Genomic DNA, 24759 nt, shown 5'->3' with positions numbered 1-24759 from the left:
CCGTCCGGTCCAGCGGGATCGGCCTCGCAGCCGGCCAAATGTGTGATGCCAAGCCGGCGGCGATGCGAGCGTGGTCAAGGGGAATTGCTCCTTCACGGGGTAGTGTCATCATGTAGTTGTGTTGACGTAAACATGGTGACTCGGACTAGGGTGCTCGTGGAGTGACCGGGGTGTCAAGCGCATACCGGTGTGACGCAGCATCACGAGGAGGTGGATGCAGTGGAGGGCAGAGGTCCGTCGCTGGCCGACGTCGCCGCGCTCGCGGGCGTGTCTACGCAGACGGTGTCGCGGGTGTCGATGGGCCTGGACAACGTGCGGCCGACGACCCGCGACCGGGTGCTGGCAGCGATGGCGGAGCTCGGCTATGCGCCCAACACCGCAGCGCGGGCGCTGCGGTACGGCAGCTTCCGGACCATCGGCATGATCGCCCACCGGCTCGCCCGCACCGGCGAGTCCCGGACGGTCGAGGCGGTCGTCGAGGCCGCGCGCGACGAGGGCTACACGGTCACGCTGATCGACGTCGACAGCCCGACCTCCGACGTCGTCTCCGCCGCAGCTACCCGGCTCTCCCACCAGGCCATCGACGGCCTCGTGATCATCCGTGCCGAGACCGCGACGCCGCACACGCTGGTGCTGCCGCCGCGGCTGCCGGTCGTGGTGTCCGACTCGCGGTTCGTGGGGCACCACCCCGCGGTCGGCGCGGACCAGGCGGGCGGCGCGCGCAGCGCCACGCAGCACCTCCTGGACCTGGGGCACCGCACGGTGCACCACGTCGCGGGGCCGGCGGACTCGGCGCCCGCGCAGATGCGGGCGGAGGCCTGGCGCGCCACCCTCGGCGCGGCGGGCAGCCCCGTGCCCGAGGTCGTGGAGGGCGACTGGTCGGCAGGCTCCGGCTACGACGCCGGACGCCGGCTCGCCGCGGACCCGGACGTCACGGCGGTGTTCTGCGCCAACGACGAGATGGCGGCCGGCCTGCTTCGGGCCCTGCACGAGGCTGGGCGCGCTGTGCCGGAGGACGTCTCAGTGGTGGGCTTCGACGACATCCTGCTGGCGGAGTACCTCTGGCCGCCGCTGACGACCGTGGTGCAGGACTTCGACGAGATCGGCCGACGGCTCGTGCACCGGCTCCTCCAGCAGGTCGAGGCGGGGCGCGGCGCGAGTGCCGGCGAGGTGAGCCTGGCGGAGACGAGCCCGGCCGAGGCGACGGGCGACGAGGACGACCTGCACGAGGTGGTCCCGGTGGAGCTCAAGATCCGCCAGAGCACGGCGCCGCCGCGAGCGTGAGCCGGGCAGGCGCCGGACCGAGCTGGGCCTGGGGCGGCGGACCTGGCAGGATCTCCCGCATGAGCAGCAACGACGCACTCACGCGGCATCGAGTCGAGCTGGCGGAACCCTCCGGCACATTCATCAACAGCTTCGTCGTGGGCAACGGCACGCTCGGGGCCGCACTGCGCGGAGGCGTCGGGACCGAGGTGATGGACCTCAACCTCGACACCCTGTGGTCCGGCGGGCCGGACAGCGCCCTCGTCGATCCGCCCGACCCGGACACCGTGGTGCTGCTGCGGAAGGCGATCGCCGCCGGCGACCACGCCGAGGCCGACCGACTCGCCCGCGCGAACCTCTCGGACCGCGGGGTCCAGTCGTACCAGCCGCTCGCCAGTCTGACCTGGGCATACGGCCCGACGCCGGAGCGCGTCACCGGCTACCGGCGCACCCTGGACCTGCGCCGCGCGGTCGCGTCGGTGCGGTACGGCGCGGACGGCCCGGACAACGCGGACGGCCCGAACGAGGGCGCCGAGGCCGGGCTCGACGTGTTCGTCTCGGCCCCAGCCGGTGTCCTGGTCGCCACGTCCACGCACGCTGAAGCGCATGGCGCCGGGTTCGAGCTCCACCACCCGGCAACCGTCACCGAGGAGGAGCAGGACGGCGTCCGCTGGACCGTCGTGACCGGCCGCGTCCCCGCGCTCGTCAGCCCAGGTCCCGACGACAGGGTGCGCTACGCCGACGACATCCCGGACGCCACCGGCGCGGTGCCCGCCGGGATGGGGTTCGCCGTGGTGGCCTGCGTCGAGCGGACCGGTGACAGCGCACGCCTGCTCGTCGCCGCGGAGTGCGGATTCCGGGGGCCGGGGGAGCGCCCGAGTGCCGACGTCGCCTCCCTGACCGCCCTCGCCCGCGCCCGCGTAGAGGCCGCCCGTGCCCGCACCACGGCAGACCTGCGCGACGAGCACGAGCGCGACCACCGGTCCTTCTACGACCGGGCCGACCTGGACCTCTCGGCGTCCGGCGACCCGGCCGCCGCGGCGGCCGAGCGGTACTTCCACCTGGGGCGCTACCTGATGATCGCGGGGTCCCGGCCGGGCACGCAGCCCCTGAACCTGCAGGGCATCTGGAACGCGGACCCGCTGCCGCCCTGGAACTCCAACTGGACCACGAACATCAACGTGCCCATGGCCTACTGGCCCGCCGAGCCCACGGGCCTCGCCGACCTCGCCGAGCCCCTGTTCGACCTGGTCACCGACCTGGCCGACGCCGGACGGCCCACCGCTCGCGACTTCTACGGCACGCGCGGCTCGGCAGTGCACCACAACACCGACCTGTGGCGGTTCACCGCGCCCGTCGGGGGCGAGCCGAAGTGGTCGAGCTGGCCGTCGGCGCTGCCCTGGCTCGCCGCGCACCTCGGAGACCACCTCGACTTCGGCCCCGAAGCCGGCACCGGGCCGGGCAAGGCCGCGCGCCACGTCCACCGGGCGGCCGTCGAGCACACGCTCGACATGCTGGTCGATCCTTCGACCGGATCAGGGCAGCGCGACGGCGCGGGCGTCCTGGTCGTGAGCCCGTCGTCGTCCCCCGAGCACTCGTTCGTGATCGACGGGCACGAGTACGCCGTCGACGCCGGTTGCGCCATGGACCAGGAGCTCGCCGCCGAGGTGCTGAGCCGGTTCCTCGCGCTGCCGGCCGAGGACGGCGCTCCGACGTCGGACTCTCTGCTCGCCGACCGGGCGCGCGACGCCCTGGGGCGCCTGCGCCCGGTCCAGGTGGGCCCGGGCGGGGACCTGCTCGAGTACGCGACGGAGCGGACGCCCGGCGAACCGGGCCACCGGCACCTCTCGCACCTGTACGGCTTGTACCCGGGCACGCGCATCACCGAGACCCGCACGCCCGAGGACTTCGAGGCCGCGCGCAAGGCTCTGACGCTGCGCCTCGAGCAAGGGTCTGGCTACACGGGCTGGAGCCAGGCCTGGATCCTGTGCCTGGCCGCGCGGCTGCGCGACCCGGCGCTCGCTGAGCGCTCGCTGCGCATCCTGATCGAGGACCTCAGCTCCGCCTCGCTCCTCGACCTGCACCCGGCCGACTGGCTGCCCGAGGGCTGGGTGTTCCAGATCGACGGCAACCTGGGCGCGACGGCGGGGGTCGCGGAGCTGCTGGTGCAGAGCCACGACGACGCCGTCAGCCTGCTGCCCACGCTGCCGCCGTCCTGGTCCGCGGGTCACGCGCGAGGGCTGCGCTGCCGCGGCGGGCACGTGGTCGACGTCGTCTGGCGCGACGGCCGGCTGACCGAAGCCACGCTCACGGCCGGTGGCCGACGGGTGATCGTGGAGGTGACGCTGGGCACGTCTCCCGTCGTCCGGGACGCGGCCGGGCGGGCTGTCGCGACCGTCCTGGTTCAGCCGGCGGCGTCCGGCCGCGTGCGCCTGGCCTGGGACACTGCTGTGGGCGAGAGGTATACGGTCGTCCCAGGGCCGGTGTGAACGTGCCGAGATCGTTACTCACAGCGCCTGCTGGATACATTTCTGGTACCGAGTATTCACCCTGAAACCGTAGGATCGGCTCGATGGCGCAATCAGAAGGCAGGGATGTAACGCGCGTGGAGTCACCTTCGACGGGGACTCCGCTCGACCCGTCGACCCGTCCGACCTGGCGCAGCTCCGTGGTCGCCGCCGTCATCGCGGCAGCGGTGTTCGCCTTCCTCATCTGGCAGGTGGTCGTCCGCGGCCCGTTCATCGCCTGGGACTGGCAGTTCCACTACTACGTGGACGCGAACCACCCCGTGGGCTGGGAGAAGACCTTCCTCGACGTCGTCGCGAGCATCACGGGCGAGCGCATGTTCACCATCCCGGCGGTGGGCGGCGCGGCGCTCTACGTGGCACGGAAGCAGGGCGGCCCCGGCTCGCTCCGGAACCTCTTGACCCGTCGGCCGGTGCTGGCCGTGCTCGCGGGCCTCGCGACCATCGCGTCGATCGGTTACGCCACCAAGTTCGGCCTCGGCCGCACCGGCCCGCACCACAACATGGACGTGCTGAACGCGGGCGGCCAGGCGTTTCCCTCGGGCCACGCGGCGAACACGTTCTTCACGGGCTTCTTCATCCTCTGCCTGCTGTTCGCCCACGGCGGGCTCAACCCGAGCATCAGCCGGCTGCGGAAGCTGATCCCCGTGGTCGCCGTGATCGTGATGATCGCGGGCGCGCTCATGTCGTGGCTGGACTACCACTGGCTGAGCGACATCCCCGGCGGCTGGCTGCTCGGGTTCATCGCCTGCATGGTGGCGCTGTCGGTGCTGCGGGGCCGTTCACCCGCGGTCGGCGGGCGTCAGCCAGACCTTGGTCCCGGCAGTGAGGTCCCGGGCGTGCGCGCGGGTCAGGGTGACCTGGACCGCGCGGGAGGCGGGCGCGCCGCCGTCGGGCAGGACGCTGAGCCGAACCTCGAACCCGACGCGTAGGACGCGGGCGACGCTGCCGACGACGGCGCCGGGGACGGCCTCCCGGTGCACGTCGATGTCGTGCGGGCGGACGGTCCGCCCGTCGAGCTCGGTGACCGGCCCGAGGAATCCGGCGACGAACTCATTGGCGGGCTCGTCGTACAGCTCGTCGGGCGTGCCGATCTGCTCGATCCGGCCCTGGTTGATCACCACGATCTTGTCGGCGACCTCGAGGGCCTCCTCCTGGTCGTGGGTGACGAATACCGTGGTCACGTGCACGTCGTCGTGCAGCCGGCGCAGCCAGTCGCGCAGCTCCTTGCGGACCTTCGCGTCCAGGGCGCCGAACGGCTCGTCGAGCAGCAGCACCGTCGGTTCGACGGCCAGGGCGCGGGCGAGCGCCATGCGCTGGCGCTGGCCGCCGGACAGCTGCGCGGGCAGCCGCTCGGCGAACTGCGACAGGTGCACCAGCTCGAGCAGCTCGGCGACCCGCTCCTTGATCTCCGCCTTGGGCCGCTTGCGGATCTCCAGGCCGAAGGCGACGTTGCGCGCCACCGTGAGGTGCTTGAAGACCGCGTAGTGCTGGAACACGAAGCCGACGTTGCGCTTCTGCGGGGGCAGGTGCGTCGCTTCCGTGCCCTCGATCTCGACGGTGCCGGAGTCGGTGGTCTCCAGCCCGGCGATGATGCGCAGCAGCGTGGACTTCCCGCCGCCGCTGGGGCCGAGCAGCGCGGTCAGCTGACCGGTCGGGATGCTCAGGTCGATGTTTTCGAGCGCGGTGAAGTCGCCGTACCGCTTGGCGACGCCGCGGATCTCGATGCTCATGTGCTTCCTTCGGGCTTGCGGATCAGGTTCACGACGACGATCGCGAGGACGGCGGCCACCACGAGCACGAAGGCCGCGGCGTACGCCGTGGACTCGTCGAAGTTCCCGTAGCGGTTCTGGATGAGCAGGGTCGCCGTCTCGCCGTTGAAGGCCGCGCCCTGGCTGACGATCTTGACCGCGCCGAACTCGCCCAGGGCGCGGGCGATGCTCAGTACGACGCCGTAGAGCACGGCCGACCTGATGCTCGGCAGGGTGATGCGCCAGAAGGTCTGCCACCCCGAGGCGCCGAGGCTGAGAGCTGCCTGCTCGGACTCCGTGCCGATCTCCTCGAGCACCGGCACCACCTCGCGGATCACGAACGGCAGGCTGATGAACGCCGTCGCCATGATGAGGCCCGGCGTGGAGAAGATGACGTTGATGCCGATCGAGGCCAGGGACTCGCCGAACCAGCCCGACCCGGTGCTGTAGGCCAGCACGAGCGCGAGGCCGACCACTACCGGCGAGACCGACATCGGCAGGTCGACCAGCACCGACAGGACGCGCCGTCCCGGGAACCGGTAGCGCACCAGCAGCAGGGAGACCCCGACGCCGAACACCGTGTTGATCAGTACCGCCCAGAAGGTGATGGTCCCGGTGAGGCTGAAGGCGTACACCACGGCAGGGTCCGAGAGCCGGGCGACGAAGGCACCGAAGCCGCCCTCCTGGCCGTTCAACGGCGCGAACGTGCGTTGGACGACCACGGAGACCGGCCAGATCACGAGCACGAACACGTAGGCGATCACGACGAAGCGCAGCACCAGGGTGACCGGTCCGCGCTGCGTCCGGGTGCGGTTCTGGTCAGCCACGGCGTGCCACCCTCCGGGAGATCAGGTCGAGCGCCACGATGACGACGACGGCCACCAGCAGGAGCAGGGTCGCCACGGCCGCCGCCTGCGCCTGGTTGTCGCCCTCGATGAACTTGAGGATCTTGAGCGAGGCGACCTCGGTCTCGTACGGCGTGTTGCCGGAGATCAGCACGAGGGAGCCGAACTCGCTGATCGCACGGGCGAACGCGAGCGAGGCGCCCGCGGTGATCGCGGGCAGGAGGCTCGGCAGGATGATCCGGCGGAAGGTCGTCAGCCGTCCGGCGCCCAGCGACGCGGCGGCCTCCTCCGCGTCGACGTCGAGCTCGAGCAGCACGGGCTGCACGGTACGGACCACGAAGGGCAGGGTCACGAACGCCAGTGCCAGGAAGATGCCCTGCTGGGTGTTGACGAGGTTGATCCCGACCGGGCTGGCGGGTCCGTACAGGCTGAGCAGCACCAGGCCGGCCACGATCGTCGGCAGCGCGAACGGGATGTCGATCACGACGTCGAGGACCCGCTTGCCCGGGAACTCGTCGCGGACGAGCACCCAGGCGATGAGCGTGCCGACGACGACGTTGAGCGCCGTGACGCCGAGCGCCTCGAGGACGGTCAGCCGCAGCGCGGCGAATGTCTGCGGGTCGGTGAGGGCCGCCCAGAACGTGCCGACGCCGCCCTCCAGGGCGGCGACGACCACGGCGATCAGCGGGATCAGCACGAGGATGCTGAGCCAGAGCACCGCGACGCCGAGGCCAAGGCCCGACGCCGCGGTGAGGTTGCTGGCCGGACGGGACCGGCGCGTACGCGCCGGTCCCGTCACGGTAGCGGTGGCCACGGTCACTTTTGCGTGGCCTCGTCGTACAGCTGGGAGAACAGGGCGCCGTCGTCGAACCACTTCGCGTTGATCTCGGACCAGCCGCCCAGATCCGCGACGGTGCCGAGGTTCGCCGGGGTGGGGAACGGGTCGGCCGGGTCGTTCGCACCCTCGACCTCGACGTCGCTCAGACCGTCGATGACGGGCCGGAAGCCCTTCTTCACGAACTCCGTCTGGCCCTCCTCGCTCAGGACGAAGTCCAGCCACGGCTTCGCGGCGGGGGTGGCATCCTCCAGGATGGTGCCCGGGTTCTCGATCAGAAACGTGTTGTCCGGCACGATGTAGTCGTACGCCTTGCCGCTCTGGCGCGCCAGGATCGCCTCGTTCTCGTAGGTGATCAGCACGTCGCCGACGCCCTTGTCGAACGCCTCGGTCGCCTCGCGGCCGCTGCCGGCCCACTGCGAGACGTTCGCGAAGAGCTGGGTCAGGTACTCGTGCGCCTCCTCCTCGGACTGGCCCGCGGCGATCGCCTGGCTGTAGGCCGCCAGGACGTTCCACTTCGCGGCACCGGAGCTGGCCGGGTCGGCGGTTATCACCTTGACGTCGTCGCCGACCAGGTCGTCCCAGTCCTCGATGCCCTTGGGGTTGCCCTCGGGGACCACCAGCACCACGACGGAGTCCGAGACGATGCCGTTGGTCGGGCCAGCGTTCCAGTCCTCTGCGACGAGGCCGGCGTCCACCAGACGGGTGACGTCCGGCTCGATCGAGAAGTGCACGTAGTCGGCGTCGGCACCGGCCTCGACCTTGCGGCTCTGGTCGCCCGAGGCGCCGTACGAGCCGGAGAACGTCACGCCCTGCCCGGCCTCGGTCTCCTGGAACTTGGCGGCGATGGCCTGGTTGGCGGCCTCGGGGACGGCGAACCCGACGATGTTGATGACCTCGCCGTCCCCGCCGGCCCCGCCGGCCGAAGCGCTGGTGCAGGCGGTGGTGAGCATCAGGAGTGCCGCGGTGCCCGCAGCGAGATAAGCCGTCGGCTTGAGCTTCTTCATGGTTGATGCCTCTCTACGCCCCGCGGTGCCGCGGGTAGCTTGCCTGCAGTGGGAGGAATCTAAAGCACACTGTTCCGATCGGAAAAGGTGATCAGTATGTGGACGTTCTTCCGGTTTCTCCGAGGACTTCGCCGACCAGCTCCTCCACGACGGCGCCCACCGCCGCCCGGTCCGCCGGGACCAGGCCGATGCGGGTGCGCCGGTCCAGCACGTCGTCCGCGTCGAGCGCGCCCTCGTGCGTCACCGCCCACTCGATCTCGGCTCGCGTGATGTCCAGGTGCCCCGTGTTCTCGATGCCCTGTCCGACGGCGGACGCTGCGCCGGGCAGGGTGGCCGCCGCCAGCACCTGAGCGGCCTCGGTGCCGTACCGCGCGGCGAGCGGTCCCCCGCTGGTCGAAGGCGCACCGAGGAGCGGCGGCGCCCCCACCAAAGGCAGGTCGGCCGTCCAGCACGGACCCGCGGTGAGCCCCGCGTGCTTGACCGCCAGGTCCACGGCGTCCTCGGCCATGGCCCGGTAGGTCGTCAGCTTGCCGCCCAGCACGTTCACCGCGCCCGTCGACGTCGACACGTTCACGAGGTGCCTGCGCGAGACGTCGGACGTCACGCCCCGCGCGCCCGCCCCCACCGAGTCCACCAGAGGCCGCAGCCCCGCGAAGGCGCCCACGACGTCTTCGGGCAGCAGGGGGCGGTCCAGCACGAGGGAGACGGTGCGGAGCAGGAAGTCGATCTCGGGCTGTGTGGGCACCGGCACGTCCGGGACGGGGCCGGGCGCCTCCTCGTCGGTGAGGCCGATGACCACGCGGCCAAGCTGGGCCGGCAGCGCGAAGACATACCGCGAGCCGGCGCCGGGCACCGGCACCATGAGCGCGCCGGCCGGGTCGCCCAGCCGGGCGGCGGGCACCACCACGTGCGTGCCGCGGCTGGGCCGCAGCCGTACGGACGGGTCCACCGTCCCGGCCCACACGCCCGTCGCGTTCACAACCACGCGGGCGCGCACGGTCAGGCCGGCGCCGGTGAGCGCGTCCTCGAGGGTGGCGCCGTCCGCCCGCAGCTCCGTGGCCCGGACGCGCGTCAGGATCTTCGCCCCGCGCCCGGCGGCGGTGCGGGCCAGCGCGACGACGAGCCGGGCGTCGTCGACCAGCTGGCCGTCGTGGGCGATCCACGCCCCGTGCAGGTGCTCGCGGGAGACCGCGGGCGCGAGCCGCGCCGCCTCGCCCGCCCGGGCGAGGCGCGGTGCGGGCAGCACCAGGGACGACGTCCCGGCGTCGCGCCGCAGCAGGTCGCCGAGGCCGAGTCCGATGCTCACCGTGATGCTCTTCCGCCGCCCCACGCCGGGCGTGAGCGGCAGCACCTGCGGCAGCGCCCGCACCAGGTGCGGCGCGGTGCGCGTCATCAGGACGTGCCGTTCGCGCGCGCTCTCGCGGGCCACGCCGACGTCGCCCGTGGCCAGGTACCGCAGGCCGCCGTGCGCCAGCTTGGAGCTCCACCGGGAGGTGCCCCACGCCAGGTCGCGCGCCTCGACGAGGGCCACGGACAGGCCGCGTGCGGCGGCGTCGAGCGCCACGCCGGTGCCGGTCACCCCGCCGCCTACCACGAGCAGGTCGACCGTCTCGGAGGCGAGCTCGTCGAGCTCGCGCTCGCGGCGTCGGGCGGTGAGGGCGGTGCTCTGCATCGGTCCTGCTTCCGGTGGGGGACACCGCGGGTGGGACGTCCGGGTCAGGGACGGAGGTAACCGTCGAGGGCGTGCGCGAGCTCGGTGCGCAGGGCGCCGGGGTCGATCACCGTGGTGACCGTCTTGTGGGAGAGCACCGCCGACTGGGAGATGAGCAGGACCATCACCGCCAGGTCCGTGGCGGACCCGGCCCGGACGGTGCCGCCCCGCTGGGCGGCCGTGATGTTGGCGGCGAGCCACTCGAGGATGACGCGCTGCGACCGCCCGATCCGCTGGAACGCGTACCGGGTGAAGACCTCGGGCTCGGCGTCCAGGAGGCGCCCGAACACCGGGTCGGCGTGGAACAGCTCGCCGAACCGGACCACCTTGTCGACGATGGCGGCCCGGTCGGCGGCCTGGGGGCCGATGGCGGTGATCACCTGCTGTGCGCGGTGCCCGATGAGGGCGCGGAGCACGTCGTCGGCGGACTCCCAGCGGCGATAGACCGTGGGGCGGGAGACGCCGGCGACCCGGGCGAGCTCGGCGATGGACAGGCCGCGCGTGCCGCGGGTGGCGACGAGCTCCGAGGCGGCCTCCAGCAGTCGCGCCTCGGTGCGGTCAGGGGTGCTGTCCGGGCCGCCCGACGTCGGCGAGAGCGCCTCGGGGGGTGCGTTACGAATTGTCATCTTGTGTAAGACTGTAACGCGAGCCACGCGGGCGGCCAAGAACCCGGTCCCGCCCGATCACTGCACGACACGGAGACGGGGGACGCGCGTGAGCACGCTGCCGGAGGACGAGCGCATCGACATGCGCTGGGACGGCTGGGGCGACCCGGCCATGGCGCACGGGCTCCCGGGCGGCGTGAAGCTGCTGCTCACGGCCGTGCTCGGCCGGAGCCCGAAGCCGCCGCCCGCGCCGCGCCTCGCCGAGGTCACCATCAGCACCCCGCCCCTGCCCGACGCCGACCTGGCGGCGCTGGCCGACGCGGTCGGCGAGGCCCACGTCGACGCCGGCCATGACGTCCGCCTGCTGCACGCCGGCGGCAAGTCCACGCCGGACCTGCTGCGGCGTCGGCAGGCGGAGCAGGTGGCGCCGGGTGCCGTCGTGCTGCCGGGGTCCGAGGACGAGGTCGCAGCGGTGCTGGCGATCGCGGGCGAGCGTGGCCTCGCGGTCGTTCCGTTCGGCGGCGGCACCGCCGTGACGGGCGGCCTGGAGCCCGACGCCGGTCCGCACCGCGGCGTCGTGAGCCTCGACCTGCGGCGGCTGTCCGGGCTGATCGCGTTCGACGACGTCGCCCAGGAGGCGGCCTTCCACGCCGGGACGACGGCGCCGGCCGCCGAGACCGCCCTGGCGGAGCTGGGCTTCGAGCTGGGGCACTTTCCGCAGAGCTTCGAGTTCGCGACGCTCGGCGGGTTCGCGGCGATGCGGTCCTCCGGCCAGAACTCCGCCGGGTACGGGCGGTTCGACGCCATGGTCACGGGCCTGCGGGTCGTGACGCCCACGGGCACGCTCGACCTGGGCCGGGCGCCCGGCTCCGCGGCCGGGCCCGACCTGGTGCGCTGGTTCCTCGGCTCGGAGGGCACGTTCGGCGTGATCACGCAGGTGCGGGTGCGCGTGCACCCTGTCCCGGAGGCGCGGCTCTTCGAGGCTTGGATCTTCAGCGGCTTCGTCTCCGGCGCGGACGCGCTGCGCCGCGTGGCCCAGCTCGGCACCGGTCCCACGGTGATCCGCCTGTCCGACGAGGACGAGACCGCCGTGTCCCTGGCCCAGGTCGGCAACATCGGCAAGGCGCTGACGAAGGGCTGCTCCGCCGTCGTGCTGCACGAGGGGCCCGCCGAGCTGGCGAAGGCACGCCGCGAGGCCACCGGCCGCGTGCTGCGCGGGGCGGGCGGCAAGCCCGCCGCCGCGAGGCTGGCCGAGTCCTGGGACCACGGCAGGTTCCGGGCGCCGTACCTCCGGGACGCGCTGCTCGCGGCCGGCGTGTTCTGCGAGACGCTGGAGACCGCCACGACCTGGTCGAACCTGCACGCGCTCAAGGCAGCGGTGACGGGGGCGCTCGCCGAAGGGCTCGCGGAGGAGCGCGCGAAGAACCGCATCCTGTGCCACATCTCCCACGTGTACCCGACGGGCGCCTCGCTGTACTTCACGGTGATCGCGGGCCTCGTCGCCGAGCCGCTGGAGGCGTGGCGCCGGGTGAAGTCCCGGGTGAACGACGCGATCATGGCGGCCGGCGGAACCATCAGCCACCACCACGGCGTCGGCGCCGACCACGCGCCCTGGCTCGAGCAGGAGATCGGCTCGGCAGGCATCCGCATGCTCCGGGCGGTGCAGGCCGAGCTGGATCCCGCCGGGATCATGAACCCGGGCGCTCTCGTCCCGCGGTCGGTCCGGTAGGTTTCGGACATGACTGAGCGGGCCGGCGGGGCCGGTCACGTCGCGGTGCTGGTGAACCCCGCGTCGGGGCGCGGGGCGGGTGCGGACGGCGGGCGCATCGCGATCGAGAGGCTACGGGCCCGGGGCGCCGACGTCAGGGTCTACCGGGGCGCCAGCGAGGACGAGACCGTCGCGCTCTGCAGGCGAGCCGTCGACGAGGGCCCTGACGTGCTCGTGGTGGCCGGGGGCGACGGGACCATCTCGTCGGTGCTGCCGCCGCTGCTGGAGTCCGGCATCCCGCTCGCCCTGGTCCCCGGCGGCACGGGCAACGACCTCGCCCGCGAGCACGGCATCCCGCTGGACGACGCCGCGGCCGCTGCCGACATCGCGCTCGACGGCGCCCGCCGCCGCGTCGACACGGGCACCATCACCGCCGACGACGGCACGGTGCGTCACTTCGTCACCGTGCTGTGCGCGGGGCTGGACTCGCTGACCAACGAACGCACCAACCGCATGACGTGGCCCACGGGCCCGTCCCGGTATCTCGTCGCCGCCTACCTCGAGTGGCTACGGCTGCGGACGTTCCGGTACCGGCTGCACCCGGCGGGTGCGCCGTCGCTGGAGCAGGACGGCTACATGCTCGCGATCGGCCTCACCAAGACCTACGGCGGGGGCGTGCCGATCTGCCCGAACGCCGACCCGACGGACGGGCTCCTCGACGTGACCCTGGTGCAGGCCGTCGGCCGGTTCAAGCTGCTCACGTTCGACTCGCTCATCAAGGCGGGCACGCACGTCGAGCGGCCGGAGGTCACCACGTTGCGGGCGTCGGCGATCCGGCTGGAGGCCCCGGCGGGGCTCGTCACGTGTGCCGACGGCGAGCACGTGGGACCCGTCCCGGTGACCGTCGAGGCCCACCGGGAGGCGCTGACCCTCTGCGTCCCGGCGTGAGACCCGGGTCAGACCAGCGCGAGGTCTCGCACGCCCAGGCTCAGCTCCCGGCGGGTGTGCTGCGGCACCACGTCACCCGGGATGCTCAGCCCGACGGCCCACATGGTGTCGTCGCCGGAGCGGCGGGGGACGAGGTGGGCGGCGCAGGTGATGTCGTCGCGGAACTCGCCGTGCTCCTCCACGACCGAGTCGGCCCGCAGGCGGGCGAGCTGTGCGTCGAGCAGCGGAAGGTCGAGGGGGGTTCGGGCGGTGAACTTGCGCATCCCGGCGTCGATCACCAGCTCGTGGCGCTCCCGGCGGGACATGCCCAGCAGCAGGGCCTTGCCGAGCGCGGTGGCGTGTGCGGAGACGTCGAGCCCGCGCTCCAGGTCCTCGAGGTACGGCGAACCGGGGGCCTCTGCGTAGTCGACCACGACGACCCGGCCGGCGCTGATGCGGCCCAGGTACGCGCTGTAGCCGGTGGTCTGGGAGAGGTGGCGCAGCACCTCGCGGGTGTTGGGACCGCGGCCGAGCGAGCCGAGCTGCTCGTAGAACCGGTGGGTCACCTGCTCGCCGACGTCGTACGTACCGTCCTTGAGCCGGGTCACGTAGCCCTCGTAGGCGAGCGTGCGCACGAGGTGGTACGTGGTCGAGAGGTTGAGGCCGCTGCGGCGGGCGATCGCCTTCACCGGCAGACCCGGTGTCCGGGTGACGACCTCCAGGACGCGGAAGGCGCGAGCGACACTCTGCACCAGGTCGTCCGGGCGTTCCCGCTCGATGTCGAGTGTCATGTGCCCCCCTTGCTCGCCGGCATGGCCGACGATGTCTTTCTCGACTGTTGTCTCGTCCCGATGGGTCTCGACAGGGTGGATCGAGGGTGCAACAGTTTGTGCCCTCGCAAGCCATGCTAACCACGGGTATGGCCATGAACAGCAAAACGTGTGGTTTTCACCCTCTGCCATCGAAGAGGGCTAGCACAGATACGGCGAATCAATGAATTTACCTGAACAGGCTAATATCCGGCAAGTGCTATCCGCGCTTTCGGCCTGTCGGTGCGGGCCGGTTTCCCCCTCCGAGAGGGTCGGCCACAGTGCTCGATGACCTGCAGAACGCCCAGGAGCGTCCCTGGCGTGGCACCAGGCCGCTGCGGCTCAGCGGCCTTTCCAACCTGAAGCCGCTGGTGCGGGCGTCGGCACTGCCCGAACCGCGCGAGTTCTACGACGAGCTCGAGCAGGAGTGGGGCGAGGTTGCCCCCGTCGAGCTGGAGCCCGGTGTGCCGGCCTGGCTGGTCATGGGGCAGCGGCTCGTCTACGACGTCATGCGCAACGAGCACATCTTCTCCACCAACCCACAGACGTGGAACGGGCACGCGCGCGGCGGCCTGCCGACGACGTCGGGCCTGCGCCCGGCCTTCACCTCGCACCAGCGCCTGTCCGCCAACCACACCGACGGCGCGCTGCGGCAGCGCCTGCGCGAGCCGCTCGACGACGCGTTCGAGCAGCTCTCCGAAGGCATCACCGCGGGCAAGGCGCGGTCCCTCTGCAACTTGCTCATCGACCGGTTCGAGGACCGCGGCCGCGCGGACCTGATGCTCGAGTACGCGTCGGTGATCCCCTTCCTCGTCGTCGCCGACATGATCGGGTTCGGCCCGGAGGACGGCCAGCGCCTGTTCGACCTGACCCGCCGGATGGCCGCGGGCGGGACCGACGCGGCTCCCGCCGTGGCGGAGGCCGACCGGTTGCTCGGCGACCTCGTGGCGAACCGCCGCGCGCTCCCGAAGCGGGACCTCGCGAGCTCGCTGGTCGCGCACCCGAACATGCGCGAGGACATCGAGGTGACCCACACCCTGCTCACGGTGGCCTACGCGGGCAACCTCACGCTGACGGCGTGGGTGGCGCAGACCCTGCTGCTGACCCTCACTGACTCGCGGTTCTCGGGGCGGCTGCACGGCGGCCGCATCGACCTGGACAACGCGATGGACGAGGTGCTGTGGCGCTCCACCCCGACGATCCACACCATGCCCCGCTTCGCTCGCCAGGACATCGTGCTGGACGACAAGCTCATCGCGGCCGGCGACCCGCTCATCCTGGCCGTCCACGCCGCGAACACCGACCCGCGGATGGACACCGGTGACCCCTGGGACCACCTCGGCAGCCGCGCCCACGTGTCGTTCGGCACCGGACCGCACGCCTGCCCGGCGCCCCGCACGGCGCGCGTGATCGCCCGGATCGCCGTCGAGACCATCCTGCGCCGGCTCGACGTCGTCCTGCGGATCCCCGCCACCGACGTCGCCTGGGAACAGACGCTGTGGATCCGCCAGCCGGTGAGCCTCCCGGTCACCTTCCCGGTGCCGGTGGACTCGGCATAGGCAACGGGTTGCGCCCGGACAGGCGGCCTGAGCGGTAGGTTGCGCACGTGAGCAAGGAGGGTCACATGCGCATCGGCATACCGGACGACGGCGGGCCGCTCGTGCCTGCCACCCCCGCGACCACCACGCGGCTGGTCGGTCTCGGCTACGACGTCGCGATCGGGGCGGGCGCCGGGGCTGCGGCGGGCTTCCCCGACGCGGCGTACGAGGCCGCGGGCGCCGCCGTCGTGCCCGACGGCGAGGCGTGGGCCGCCGACATCGTCGCCGTCACCCGGGCGCCCGACGTGCTGGCCGCGCCCGGGCCGGCGGGGCTGCGAGCGGGCGCACGGGGCCCGGACCGGCTGCGGATCGGGGCCGTGCTGATCGCCCAGATCGCCCCCGCTGCGCGCCCCGACCTGGTGCGGGCGCTCGCCAACCGCCGGGTCACCGCCCTCGCCCTGGACGCCGTGCCGCGCATCTCCCGGGCGCAGTCGCTCGACGTGCTGAGCGCGCTGTCGAACGTCGCGGGGTACCGGGCGGTGGTCGAGGCCGCCGCCGAGTTCGGTGGCATGTTCTCCGGCCAGGTCACCGCGGCGGGCACCACCCCGCCCGCCAACGTCTTCGTGATCGGCGCCGGCGTGGCCGGGCTCGCGGCCATCGGCGCGGCAGGCAGCCTCGGCGCGCAGGTGCGTGCCTTCGACGTCCGCCCGGAGGTCGCGGAGCAGATCGAGTCCATGGGCGCCACGGTGGTCCGGGCCGACGACGCCGCGCAGCAGGTCAGCGCCGACGGTTACGCCTCGGCGCTCACCGCCGACCAGGAGGCGGCGGCGCTGCGGGCGTACGGCGTCGAGACGGCCACCGCCGACATAGTCGTCACGACGGCGCTCGTCCGCGGCACCGCGCCCATCACGATCACCGCCGAGATGGTTGCCAACATGCGGCCCGGCAGCGTGATAGTCGACCTCGCGGCGCCCGGCGGCGGCAACTGCGAGCTGACGGTGCCGGGGGAGCGGGTGGTCACCGCCAACGGCGTGGTGATCCTCGGCTACACCGACCTGCCCGACCGCATGCCCCGGCACACCTCGGAGCTGCTCGGCACGGCCGTGGCCAACCTCGTCCAGCTCGGCACGCCGGAGCGTGACGGTCGCCTCGCGCTCGATCCGGACGACGTCGTCGTGCGCGGCATGACCGTGGCCCGGGACGGCGAGGTGCTGTGGCCTCCGCCCCCGGTGGCGGTGTCGGCGCCCGCGCTGGTCCAGCCTCTCGAGACCTCGTCCGGGCCTCGACCGGCTCGACCAGCGGGGGCGGGGTCGCAGGTTCGACATGCGGGGGCCGGGTCTCGGCAGGCTCGACCCGCTAAGGCTCGACCAGTGATGAACGCCGTGCTGATCGGCCTCGGCGCCGTGCTGGCCGCGCTGGCCATCGCGTCGTCGCCCGCCGACGAGGCAGCGCACTTCACCGTGCTGGCGCTCGCCGTCGTGGTTGGGTTCTACGTGATCTCGCACGTCAGCCACGCCCTGCACACCCCGCTCATGTCCCAGACCAACGCGATCTCCGGGATCATCCTGGTCGGGGCGATGCTGCAGATCGGGTCGTCGGACCCGGTGGTCACCACGCTGGCCGTGCTGGCGTCGGCGGTGGCGAGCATCAACATCTTCGGCGGGTTCCTCGTGACCCACCGCATGCTCGCGATGTTCCACCGGGGCGGCCCGGTCCCGACGGCCTCGACCACCCGGGGCGGCGCCTCCGGCGGGAGGGCCCGATGACCGTCGAGTCCCTGGTCCAGGCCGTGTACCTGGTGGCGGCGGTGCTCTTCGTGCTGTCCCTGGCCGGGCTGTCGAAGCAGGAGACCGCGCGGCGCGGCGTGCTGCTCGGCATGACCGGCATGGGGCTCGCGCTGGTGGCCACGGTAGCGCTCGCGCTGGACCGGTCCGAGCGGCCCGTCGGCGTGACGGCCGGCCTGATCCTGCTGGTCCTCCTGGTGGGCGCGGCGGTCGGCACGTGGCGGGCCCGGACCGTCGAGATGACGCAGATGCCCGAGCTGATCGCCCTGCTGCACTCGTTCGTCGGCGCGGCGGCGGTGCTGGTCGGCTTCGGGTCCTACCTGACCGACCCGGGCGGCACGGTGCACCTCGTCGAGGTGTTCCTCGGCGTGCTGATCGGTGCCGTGACGTTCACCGGGTCCGTGGTGGCGTTCGGGAAGCTGTCGGGCCGGCTCCGGTCGTTCCCGCTGCTGCTGCCCGGCCGCAACTGGCTCAACCTGGCCGCGCTCGTGGCGTGCGCGGGACTGCTGTGGTGGTTCCTCGCGGCCGGCGAGTCGGGCCTGGTCCCGCTGCTGCTCATGACCGCGGTCGCGCTGGCCCTGGGCTGGCACCTGGTGGCGGCGATCGGCGGGGGCGACATGCCCGTCGTCGTCTCGATGCTGAACTCCTACTCGGGGTGGGCGGCGGCGGCGGCCGGGTTCATGCTCGGCAACGACCTGCTCATCATCACTGGCGCGCTCGTCGGGTCGTCGGGTGCGATCCTCAGCTACCTCATGTGCCGGGCGATGAACCGTTCGTTCGTGAGCGTGATACTGGGCGGGTTCGGCACCGGGGACGCGGCGGCCCTGCCGCAGGGCGGCGCGGCCGAGCCGGGCTCGTACCGGGAGACGACGGCGCTCGAGGTGGCCGACCGGCTGATCGCCGCCCGTTCGGTGATCGTGGTGCCGGGCTACGGCATGGCGGTGGCGAAGGCCCAGTACCCCGTAGCGGACCTCGTCGCGAAGCTGACGGCACGCGGGACCACGGTGCGGTTCGGCATCCACCCGGTGGCCGGCCGGCTGCCGGGCCACATGAACGTGCTGCTGGCCGAGGCGAAGGTGCCCTACGACCAGGTGCTCGGCATGGACGAGATCAACGACGACTTTCCCAGCACCGACGTCGTGCTGGTGATCGGCGCCAACGACACGGTGAACCCGGCCGCGCAGGACGACCCCACCTCGCCCATCGCCGGCATGCCGGTGCTCGAGGTGTGGCAGGCCCGAGAGGTGGTCGTCTTCAAGCGGTCCATGGCCACCGGGTATGCGGGCGTGCAGAACCCATTGTTCTTCCGCGAGAACACGGCGATGCTGTTCGGGGACGCGAAGGACCAGGTCGAGCTGATAGTTCAGGCGCTCTGAGCGATCCCCGACACCGTACCTTTTGCATTCAGGTGGTCATGTGTGGGTGAATTGAGAGTGACGCGCTGACATCGCGTGGTAACGATTTGGTATAAAGGTGCGCGCCTGGAAAGTCCGGCGTAGTCCCTCAGTGCGGAGGCGGAGTGTTGAGACGCTCTCTCGTGACCCCAGTGGTCGCGATCGTGGGGTTCCTGGTGCTTGTGGCGACCACTGACCTCTTCTACTTCGGGCCCCCGACGGGCGCGCACAACGCCGGTGAGCTCTTCGCCTCCTTCGGTGGTGCGGCGATCGCGCTGCTCACCTGGGCCCTCGTCGGCTGGGCCGTGGCGCGGACGGTGCGCGGCCTCGGTCTGCCTCGCGTGTCGGTCCTCGTCGGGATGGTGCCGCCGGTCGCGGCGATCGTCGTCTTCGCCCTGACGGTCGACCTGGACGGCTGGTCCACCGGGTTCGGGGCCCTGTCGTTCGCGGCGGCGTCGGTCGGAGTTCTCGTGACGACCCGACGTCGCAAGCCGGGCACACCCAGCGTCGTACCCCAGCCGAAAGGGCACCCTCCCGTGCGGATGGCCGCATGAGCCGGATGCGGAACCACGGGACCGTGCGACAGCCAGGCAGAGCATGACCGGTGCGCCGATCGCCGTGATCGGCCCGGGCGCGATCGGCGGCCTCATGGCCGCCCTGATGCAGCGCGCGGGGCATGACGTCACGGTGGTCGCGCGCGAGCCGACCGCCTCCCACATCAACGAGCACGGGCTCGACGTCGTGACCGACCTCTTCGGCGCCTGGCACGCGCCCCTGCCCGCCTCCACGACGGTGCCGCGGGGCGCACGGGTCCTGGTGGCGGTCAAGGCGGACGGCGTCGCCGCGGCGGCGGGCCTGCTGCGCGACGCGGCGCCGACCGAGGTGATAGCCCTGCTCAACGGCGTGGAGCACATGGACCGGCTCCGTGCGGCGGCGCCGGAGGCGCGTGTCTACGGGGCGACGGTTGCCGGCCAGACACGCCGCACTCCGGTGGGCGGCCCGCGCCCCGCGACGGTCACCCACTCGTTCAACCTGCTCACGATCGTGGTGCCGGACGCGGCGGAGGACCTCGGCCTGACCGCCGCCCTGCGCGACACGGGCGCCCAGCTGACCACCGGCGGGACGGAGGCAGAGGTGCTCTGGAAGAAGCTGCGGTTCCTCGCCGGCCTGTCACTGCTGACCTCGATCTGGAAGGTCGGTATCGGGGAGGCGCTGGACCGCGATCCAGAGCTCACCGCCGGGCTGCTGCGCGAGATCGCCGCTGTCGCGTCGGCCGAGGGCGTGCCGTCGACGGGCGACGAGCTGCGCGAGCTGCTCGCGGCCCTGCCGCCCCAGACCGTCGGCTCCCTGGAGGCCGACCTGTCGGCGGGGCGGCCGGGCGAGCTCGACGCGATCGGCGGCGCGATCCTGCGGGCAGGTCAGCGGCACGGGGTAGTGATGCCCGTGCTGACGTCGACGGTGGACCGCCTGGCGGCGTCGGTCAAAGCCTGACCGGGCGCCGGGTTACCAGAAGCGGACCGGCAGGCCGTGCCGGGCGAACACGCTCTCGATCGCCGCGCGCACCTGAGCGGGCTCGCCGAGCCGCTCGTCGTCCAGCCCGAGCACCGCGAGGGTGGCGACGCCGTCGTGCTCGGACCACCAGGAGTCCAGGCCGCCCCGCATCTGGCGCAGCCGCCCGCGGGTGAGTCCCTGGGTGATGCCGCGCATGAGCACGCTGGCGGCCGGAGTGCCGAGCGGCGCAGCGAACGCCGCGGGCAGCCGGCCCAGGTTGGAGGCCAGGCACAGCGGTGCGGTGGCGTCGCGCGCGGCGCGCTTGGCGACGGCATCGGGCACCATCTGCATGAGCGGCTTCAGCGGGCCCAGGGTGTCCACCCGGGTGCCGGAGGTCAGGCCCCTGAACTCGGCTGCGGCGCTTGCCCGGATCTGGGCCATGTCGGCCACCACGCCTGCGCGCTCGGGCGCGGGCGTCACGGTGGTGTCGACGGCGATGGAGACCCCCGACGTGGCGTTCGACCGCAGGTCGCCCTTGCCCCGCAGGCTGACTGGCACCGACACGCGCACCGGCATGCCGGCGGTCGCCGCGCCGGCGGCGAGCAGGATCTCCGTGCACACCGCGATGAGCAGGGAGTTCGCCGTGCCGCCGGCGGCGTGGGCCGCGCGGTGCCAGGTGTTGGCATCCGTGTCCACCACGACGATCGGCGGGTCGGCGAGCTCGGCGTCGTCGGGGCGTGGTTCGGGCCTGGGCCGGTCCGCCGACTGCTGCGCCATGAGCGGCGGCACCGGACCCTGCCGGACCGCCTGACGCACGCCGCCGACCGCCGCCCACGCCTGGCCTGTGGCGTCACGCAGGTCCGCGACCAGGCCGGTGCGGATGCGCTCGCCCTCCTTGGGCAGGCGCTGGACCTCGGACGGCGGGCCGCCCGCGTCGGCCGCGGTGGCCCCGTCGGCAGAGGTCCCGGAGGCCGCGGCGGAGACGGCGGCCTGGAGCGCGCCCATGTGCATCCCGCCGTCGGCCACGACGTGCGACGTCACGTAGCTGAGCAGGCTCCCGCCGGCCGCCGTCGGCGCCGCCGCGAGGGCCCAGGTGGGGCCGTTCTCGGGATCCAGGCGCACCTGGGCCTGCCGGTTCGCCCAGGCGAGGACGGCGTCGTCGGGCACCGGTGCGGTCTCGACCACCGGGTCGAGCGACACGGTGGAGGCCGACCACCGGGCGCGGGCGCCGGGGAGGCGGCTGGGCCGCACCACCCGCTGGAGGGGGCCGTTCGCGAGGCCGCGGTGCAGGGCGTGCACGGCGTCGCCGTCGAGCGGAGCGGGCAGGCGCCAGACGGTCTGGTTGACGACGGCGACGCCGAGCACGCGGCGGGTGCGCAGGAAGAGGTCGTCGTCGTAGGTGAGGCGGTTGGTCGCCGCGGGGTTGGTCGCTGGGCTGGTCACGGGGCCTCCGGTGCGGGGCAGGCGGGTGGGTGGCCTGGGGGTGGGTGGCGGGTAAGTAGAGTGCGCGCGTGCGTCATGTTCTGGCCCTGGTGGGCAGTCGAGGAGATGTCCAGCCGGCCCTCGCGGTGGGGCTGGAGCTGCGCCGGCGCGGGCACGAGGTGGTGACCGGCGTCGCGCCGAACCTGGTGCCGCTGGCCGAGCGGCTGGGCCTGGACCCGGTGCCGCTCGGCATCGACTCCGCGGCCCTGCTCGGCTCCGACCTGGTGCGGCGCGATATGCGATCGGCCCATCCGGTGCGCCGGGTGCGCGCGCTGCGCGCCGTCGCGGCGGCCGGCTGGGACGAGCTGCGTACCGGCCTGCTGGCGCTGCTGGACGACGTCGGCGGCGCCGACACCGTGGTGACCGGCCTGCTCGGGCAGGAGGTGGCCGCCGCGGTGGCCGAGCGGCGCGGTCTCCGGATGGCCGCGCTGCACTACTGCCCGGTGCGGGCCAACCGTACGGTGTCGCCCGTGAGCGGCGTGCGCGGGCCCGGCGCCACGCGGGCGGTCTGGGCGCTGGGGGAGCGCGTGCGCTGGGGCCTGACCCGCCGGGCGGAGAACGTCCAGCGCGGCGAGCTCGGCCTGGGCGCCACCCGCGTGCACCTGCCCACGCGGCTGCGCGACGCCGGGGCGGTCGAGATCCAGGCCTACGACCCCGCGCTCGTACCGGGCCTCGCTGACGAATGGGGCCCGCGCCGCCCGCTGACCGGGTTCCTCGCGCTGGACGACGACGCCCGGGCTCGCCTCGGGGAGGCCGGCTCGGGTACCGGCGCCGGGCTCGAAGCGTGGCTGGACGCCGGCGACCCACCCGTCTACGTCGGGTTCGGCTCGATGCCCGTGGCGGACCCGCCCGCGCTGCTCGCCGCCGTCGACGCCGCCTGCGCCGACCTCGGGGTGCGGGCTCTGGTCAGCGCCGGGTGGAACGACTTCTCGGCGGCCGGCGGCGCGGGGGGCGCGGACGCCGGACCGGACGAGAAGCGGGTGCGCGTCGTGGGCGCCGTCGACCACGCTGCCGTGCTGCCCCGCTGCCGCGCCGCCGTCCACCACGGAGGGGCCGGGACCACGGGGGCGGTGCTGCGGGCGGGCCTGCCCGCCGTCGTCGGCTGGTACTCCGCCGACCAGCCCATGTGGGGCGAGCTGCTGCGCGGCGCCGGGGTCGGGGTCGCGCGCCGCGCGAGCACGCTCACGCGGCCGGGTGTGCTCGCCGGGGCGCTGGCCGAGGTGCTCGACGACGCCACCGCGGCCCGCGCCGCCGAGCTCGGCTCGCGCCTGGTGCCCGCCGACCGGGCGGTCGCGGCGGCGGCCGACGCGATCGAGGGGACCGGCGGCGGCTGAGCCGGAGGTGTAGCGCAGGGTGAGGGCCGAGGAACGAGGCACTCGCCCGAAGCGGAACCGCAGGCTCTGGCGACAACAAGCGGAGCCTGAGCCGGAGGTGCAGCGCAGGCTCGGCCGCCAAAGAACGGAGCCTGAGCCGAAGGCGCCCGAGCCGCCTGTCACCACGGCACCGCGGGGAGGTACCAGGCGGCCGTCTCGGCAAGCACGAGGGCGCGCAGCGTCTCGGCGTCGGCCACCCGGTCGGGGTCGAGGGCGGCGACGCTGAGCATCGTCGTCGGGCCCACGGTGGTGCAGAACGCGACGAGCCCGCCGCCGGCGGCGCGCAGCTCGGCGGCGGTGGCTCCCTGGTAGTGCGACAAGGTGGCGACCGCGCGCACCGAGCCGCCCGGCGCCTGCGTGTACCCCTCGGGCGGCTTGCCCAGGTTGGACGCCAGGGCGGCCGCGACGGGCGGCTGCGGCAGCCGGCTCACGACAGTGTCGGGCAGCATCTGCACCAGTTCGAGCGGCACCGGGGCAACGCCCTGCGCGGCCTCCCCGACGGCGGCGTATGCCTCCTTGGCGGCTGCCCGGACCCAGCCGAGGTCGCGCTTGGCGAGCACGTCGGCCGGGATCGTGACCCGGGCGATCTTGGTCGAGTTCGCGCGCGGGTCGTCGGGGCCGCGCGTGGACACGGGCAGCGCGACGGGGACGGGCTCGCCCGGGAACCGGCCGGTGGCGTGCACCAGGCGGGCGAGGAACGCCACGAACCAGGTGTTCTGTGTTCCGCCGTGCTCGGCCGCGGCTCTGGCCACCTGGTCGGACGGGAGCTCGACGTGCAGCACGGGGGCGCGCCAGCCGGCGTCGTCCGTGGCTGAGTCCGCCTCGCCGGTTGAGCCTGTCGAAACCTGGGTCTCGACAGGCTCGACCACCGGAGAGGGCTCGACCACCGGAGAGGGCTCGACCACCGGAGAGGGCTCGACCACCGGAGAGGGCTCGACCACTGGAGCGTGTTCGACCGCCGGTGCAGGTTCGACCGCCGGTGCAGGTTCGACCGCCGGTGCAGGTTCGACCGCAGGAGCGCGCTCGGCCGACAGCCGCTCGCGGGCGGTCTCCCGCGCCTTGGCCTGCGCCCAGCGCGCGACGGCGGCGGCCTGGCCCGCGGCGTCGGCGGCGTCCGCGAGCAGCGCCCTCGGCCCGCGCTCGGGCGCCGGCACGACTATCGGGTCGGCATGCGTCGAGGCGCGCACGACGGCGTCGATCAGCGCGGCGCCGTCGGCCACCGCATGCGCGCAGGTGAGCGAGACGATGCCGCCGACCACCGCGCCCGCGCCGTCAGCGCCCCCCGCGATGTCCGCCGCGGCGAGCCGCCAGGAGCGGCCGCGGGCGGGATCGAGCGGCACGTCGGCCTGTGCCTGCGCCCACGTCCCGATCCGGTCTACGGCCACGGCCGCCGTCTGGAGGTCCAGGACCGGCAGGGTCCCCGCGGGCGCCCACCGGTGCCGCGCCCCGGGCACGCGCGTCCGCACCACCCGCCGGTGCAGCGATCCGTCGGCGATGCGTTCGGCCAGGTCGCGCAGGCGGTCGGCGTCGTACGGCCCGTCGAGGCGCCACAGCACCTGGTTCACCGCCGGGCTCGCGTCGCCGTCGTGCCGGCGCAGGAACATGTCGTCTGCGAACTGCAGGCGCAGTGCGGCTGGCGGGTTCGGCACGCTCGTCTCCCCGTTCGGTTCCGGTCCCTTGCGGGGACCGTCGTCTTCAAGTGCCAGACCAT

The 24759-nt window shown here is 73.4% G+C and carries 19 protein-coding genes and 1 pseudogene; 11 read left to right on the top strand and 9 right to left on the bottom strand.

Annotated features, from left to right (window positions below; all coding sequences use genetic code 11):
• Positions 1–210: 210 nt before the first annotated feature.
• The 3 genes and pseudogenes from IE250_RS04695 to IE250_RS24920 form a co-directional block, all read left to right on the top strand.
• Positions 211–1284: a LacI family DNA-binding transcriptional regulator gene (locus IE250_RS04695; protein WP_189668057.1), complete on the top strand. Its 1074-nt coding sequence runs from the start codon at positions 211–213 to the stop codon at positions 1282–1284.
• 59 nt (positions 1285–1343) lie between these two features.
• Positions 1344–3752: a glycosyl hydrolase family 95 catalytic domain-containing protein gene (locus IE250_RS04690; protein WP_189668056.1), complete on the top strand. Its 2409-nt coding sequence runs from the start codon at positions 1344–1346 to the stop codon at positions 3750–3752.
• A gap of 83 nt (positions 3753–3835) precedes the next feature.
• Positions 3836–4549 (top strand): annotated as a pseudogene (locus IE250_RS24920) (phosphatase PAP2 family protein); the annotation flags it as partial.
• A gap of 21 nt (positions 4550–4570) precedes the next feature.
• Here IE250_RS24920 and IE250_RS04685 read toward each other — a convergent pair.
• The 6 genes from IE250_RS04685 to IE250_RS04660 all read right to left on the bottom strand — a co-directional run bounded on the left by IE250_RS04685 (position 4571) and on the right by IE250_RS04660 (position 10563).
• A complete protein-coding gene (locus IE250_RS04685) occupies positions 4571–5521 on the bottom strand; it encodes a sulfate/molybdate ABC transporter ATP-binding protein (RefSeq protein ID WP_189668055.1) in 951 nt (316 codons plus the stop codon).
• A complete protein-coding gene (locus IE250_RS04680; RefSeq protein WP_189668054.1) occupies positions 5518–6366 on the bottom strand; it encodes a sulfate ABC transporter permease subunit in 849 nt (282 codons plus the stop codon). Before IE250_RS04680 ends, IE250_RS04685 begins: the two co-directional genes overlap by 4 nt.
• The gene (gene cysT / locus IE250_RS04675) at positions 6359–7198 is read right to left on the bottom strand and encodes a sulfate ABC transporter permease subunit CysT (RefSeq protein ID WP_229872124.1); all 840 of its coding nucleotides are present in this window, start codon (positions 7196–7198) and stop codon (positions 6359–6361) included. The genes IE250_RS04680 and cysT overlap by 8 nt, the downstream gene beginning before the upstream one ends.
• A 2-nt stretch (positions 7199–7200) precedes the next feature.
• Complete coding sequence (locus tag IE250_RS04670) at positions 7201–8226, bottom strand: extracellular solute-binding protein (RefSeq protein ID WP_189668052.1); 1026 nt, start codon at positions 8224–8226, stop codon at positions 7201–7203.
• A 91-nt stretch (positions 8227–8317) separates the two neighbouring features.
• The gene (locus IE250_RS04665) at positions 8318–9898 is read right to left on the bottom strand and encodes a glycerol-3-phosphate dehydrogenase/oxidase (protein ID WP_189668051.1); all 1581 of its coding nucleotides are present in this window, start codon (positions 9896–9898) and stop codon (positions 8318–8320) included.
• A 44-nt stretch (positions 9899–9942) separates the two neighbouring features.
• A complete protein-coding gene (locus IE250_RS04660) occupies positions 9943–10563 on the bottom strand; it encodes a TetR/AcrR family transcriptional regulator (RefSeq protein WP_189668050.1) in 621 nt (206 codons plus the stop codon).
• 88 nt (positions 10564–10651) lie between these two features.
• On the opposite strand from IE250_RS04660, the gene IE250_RS04655 reads away from it, so the two are divergent.
• Positions 10652–12271, top strand: coding sequence for an FAD-binding oxidoreductase (locus IE250_RS04655; RefSeq protein WP_229872123.1), 1620 nt, complete (start codon positions 10652–10654; stop codon positions 12269–12271).
• A 9-nt stretch (positions 12272–12280) separates the two neighbouring features.
• Positions 12281–13198 (top strand): diacylglycerol kinase family protein, encoded by a 918-nt coding sequence (locus IE250_RS04650; protein ID WP_189668049.1) that lies wholly within the window; start codon positions 12281–12283, stop codon positions 13196–13198.
• Positions 13199–13206: 8 nt separating this feature from the next.
• On the opposite strand, the gene IE250_RS04645 is transcribed toward IE250_RS04650, so the two are convergent.
• Positions 13207–13968: an IclR family transcriptional regulator gene (locus tag IE250_RS04645; protein ID WP_189668048.1), complete on the bottom strand. Its 762-nt coding sequence runs from the start codon at positions 13966–13968 to the stop codon at positions 13207–13209.
• A 299-nt stretch (positions 13969–14267) separates the two neighbouring features.
• Between IE250_RS04645 and IE250_RS04640 the strand changes: the two genes are divergently transcribed.
• From IE250_RS04640 to IE250_RS04620, 5 genes are all read left to right on the top strand, one after another.
• On the top strand, positions 14268–15545 hold the full coding sequence (locus tag IE250_RS04640) for a cytochrome P450 family protein (RefSeq protein WP_189668047.1): 1278 nt from the start codon (positions 14268–14270) through the stop codon (positions 15543–15545).
• Positions 15546–15610: 65 nt separating this feature from the next.
• On the top strand, positions 15611–17290 hold the full coding sequence (locus IE250_RS04635) for a Re/Si-specific NAD(P)(+) transhydrogenase subunit alpha (protein WP_189668046.1): 1680 nt from the start codon (positions 15611–15613) through the stop codon (positions 17288–17290).
• Entirely contained in the window at positions 17287–18684 is a 1398-nt protein-coding gene (gene pntB / locus IE250_RS04630) for a Re/Si-specific NAD(P)(+) transhydrogenase subunit beta (protein ID WP_189668045.1), read from the top strand. The genes IE250_RS04635 and pntB overlap by 4 nt, the downstream gene beginning before the upstream one ends.
• A 161-nt stretch (positions 18685–18845) precedes the next feature.
• Positions 18846–19256, top strand: coding sequence for a hypothetical protein (locus tag IE250_RS04625; RefSeq protein ID WP_189668044.1), 411 nt, complete (start codon positions 18846–18848; stop codon positions 19254–19256).
• 43 nt (positions 19257–19299) lie between these two features.
• Positions 19300–20193, top strand: a complete 894-nt coding sequence (locus tag IE250_RS04620) for a ketopantoate reductase family protein (RefSeq protein ID WP_189668043.1) — start codon at positions 19300–19302, stop codon at positions 20191–20193.
• A gap of 12 nt (positions 20194–20205) precedes the next feature.
• Here the strand turns inward: IE250_RS04620 and IE250_RS04615 are convergent, their stop codons facing one another.
• Entirely contained in the window at positions 20206–21636 is a 1431-nt protein-coding gene (locus IE250_RS04615; protein ID WP_189668042.1) for a hypothetical protein, read from the bottom strand.
• Between the two features lie 68 nt (positions 21637–21704).
• Here IE250_RS04615 and IE250_RS04610 point away from each other — a divergent pair, with 68 nt between their 5' ends.
• Positions 21705–23009, top strand: a complete 1305-nt coding sequence (locus IE250_RS04610; protein WP_189668041.1) for a glycosyltransferase — start codon at positions 21705–21707, stop codon at positions 23007–23009.
• 158 nt (positions 23010–23167) lie between these two features.
• Here IE250_RS04610 and IE250_RS04605 read toward each other — a convergent pair whose 3' ends face one another.
• Entirely contained in the window at positions 23168–24697 is a 1530-nt protein-coding gene (locus IE250_RS04605) for a hypothetical protein (protein ID WP_189668040.1), read from the bottom strand.
• Positions 24698–24759 lie beyond the last annotated feature (62 nt).

The sequence above is a fragment of the Promicromonospora soli genome, from assembly GCF_014653785.1.
GTDB lineage: Bacteria > Actinomycetota > Actinomycetes > Actinomycetales > Cellulomonadaceae > Promicromonospora > Promicromonospora soli.
The sequence above is the reverse complement of the archived record's forward strand: the minus strand, read 5'-3'. Positions and strand labels throughout refer to the sequence as shown.

What these genes read in the sequence shown, in the direction of transcription:
- IE250_RS04690 (WP_189668056.1), top strand. Translation starts at nt 1,344, where the DNA reads ATGAGCAGCAACGACGCACTCACGCGGCATCGAGTCGAGCTGGCGGAA.
- IE250_RS04685 (WP_189668055.1), bottom strand. Translation starts at nt 5,521, where the DNA reads ATGAGCATCGAGATCCGCGGCGTCGCCAAGCGGTACGGCGACTTCACC.
- IE250_RS04670 (WP_189668052.1), bottom strand. Translation starts at nt 8,226, where the DNA reads ATGAAGAAGCTCAAGCCGACGGCTTATCTCGCTGCGGGCACCGCGGCA.
- IE250_RS04665 (WP_189668051.1), bottom strand. Translation starts at nt 9,898, where the DNA reads ATGCAGAGCACCGCCCTCACCGCCCGACGCCGCGAGCGCGAGCTCGAC.
- IE250_RS04660 (WP_189668050.1), bottom strand. Translation starts at nt 10,563, where the DNA reads ATGACAATTCGTAACGCACCCCCCGAGGCGCTCTCGCCGACGTCGGGC.
- IE250_RS04650 (WP_189668049.1), top strand. Translation starts at nt 12,281, where the DNA reads ATGACTGAGCGGGCCGGCGGGGCCGGTCACGTCGCGGTGCTGGTGAAC.
- IE250_RS04645 (WP_189668048.1), bottom strand. Translation starts at nt 13,968, where the DNA reads ATGACACTCGACATCGAGCGGGAACGCCCGGACGACCTGGTGCAGAGT.
- IE250_RS04635 (WP_189668046.1), top strand. Translation starts at nt 15,611, where the DNA reads ATGCGCATCGGCATACCGGACGACGGCGGGCCGCTCGTGCCTGCCACC.
- pntB (WP_189668045.1), top strand. Translation starts at nt 17,287, where the DNA reads ATGACCGTCGAGTCCCTGGTCCAGGCCGTGTACCTGGTGGCGGCGGTG.
- IE250_RS04620 (WP_189668043.1), top strand. Translation starts at nt 19,300, where the DNA reads ATGACCGGTGCGCCGATCGCCGTGATCGGCCCGGGCGCGATCGGCGGC.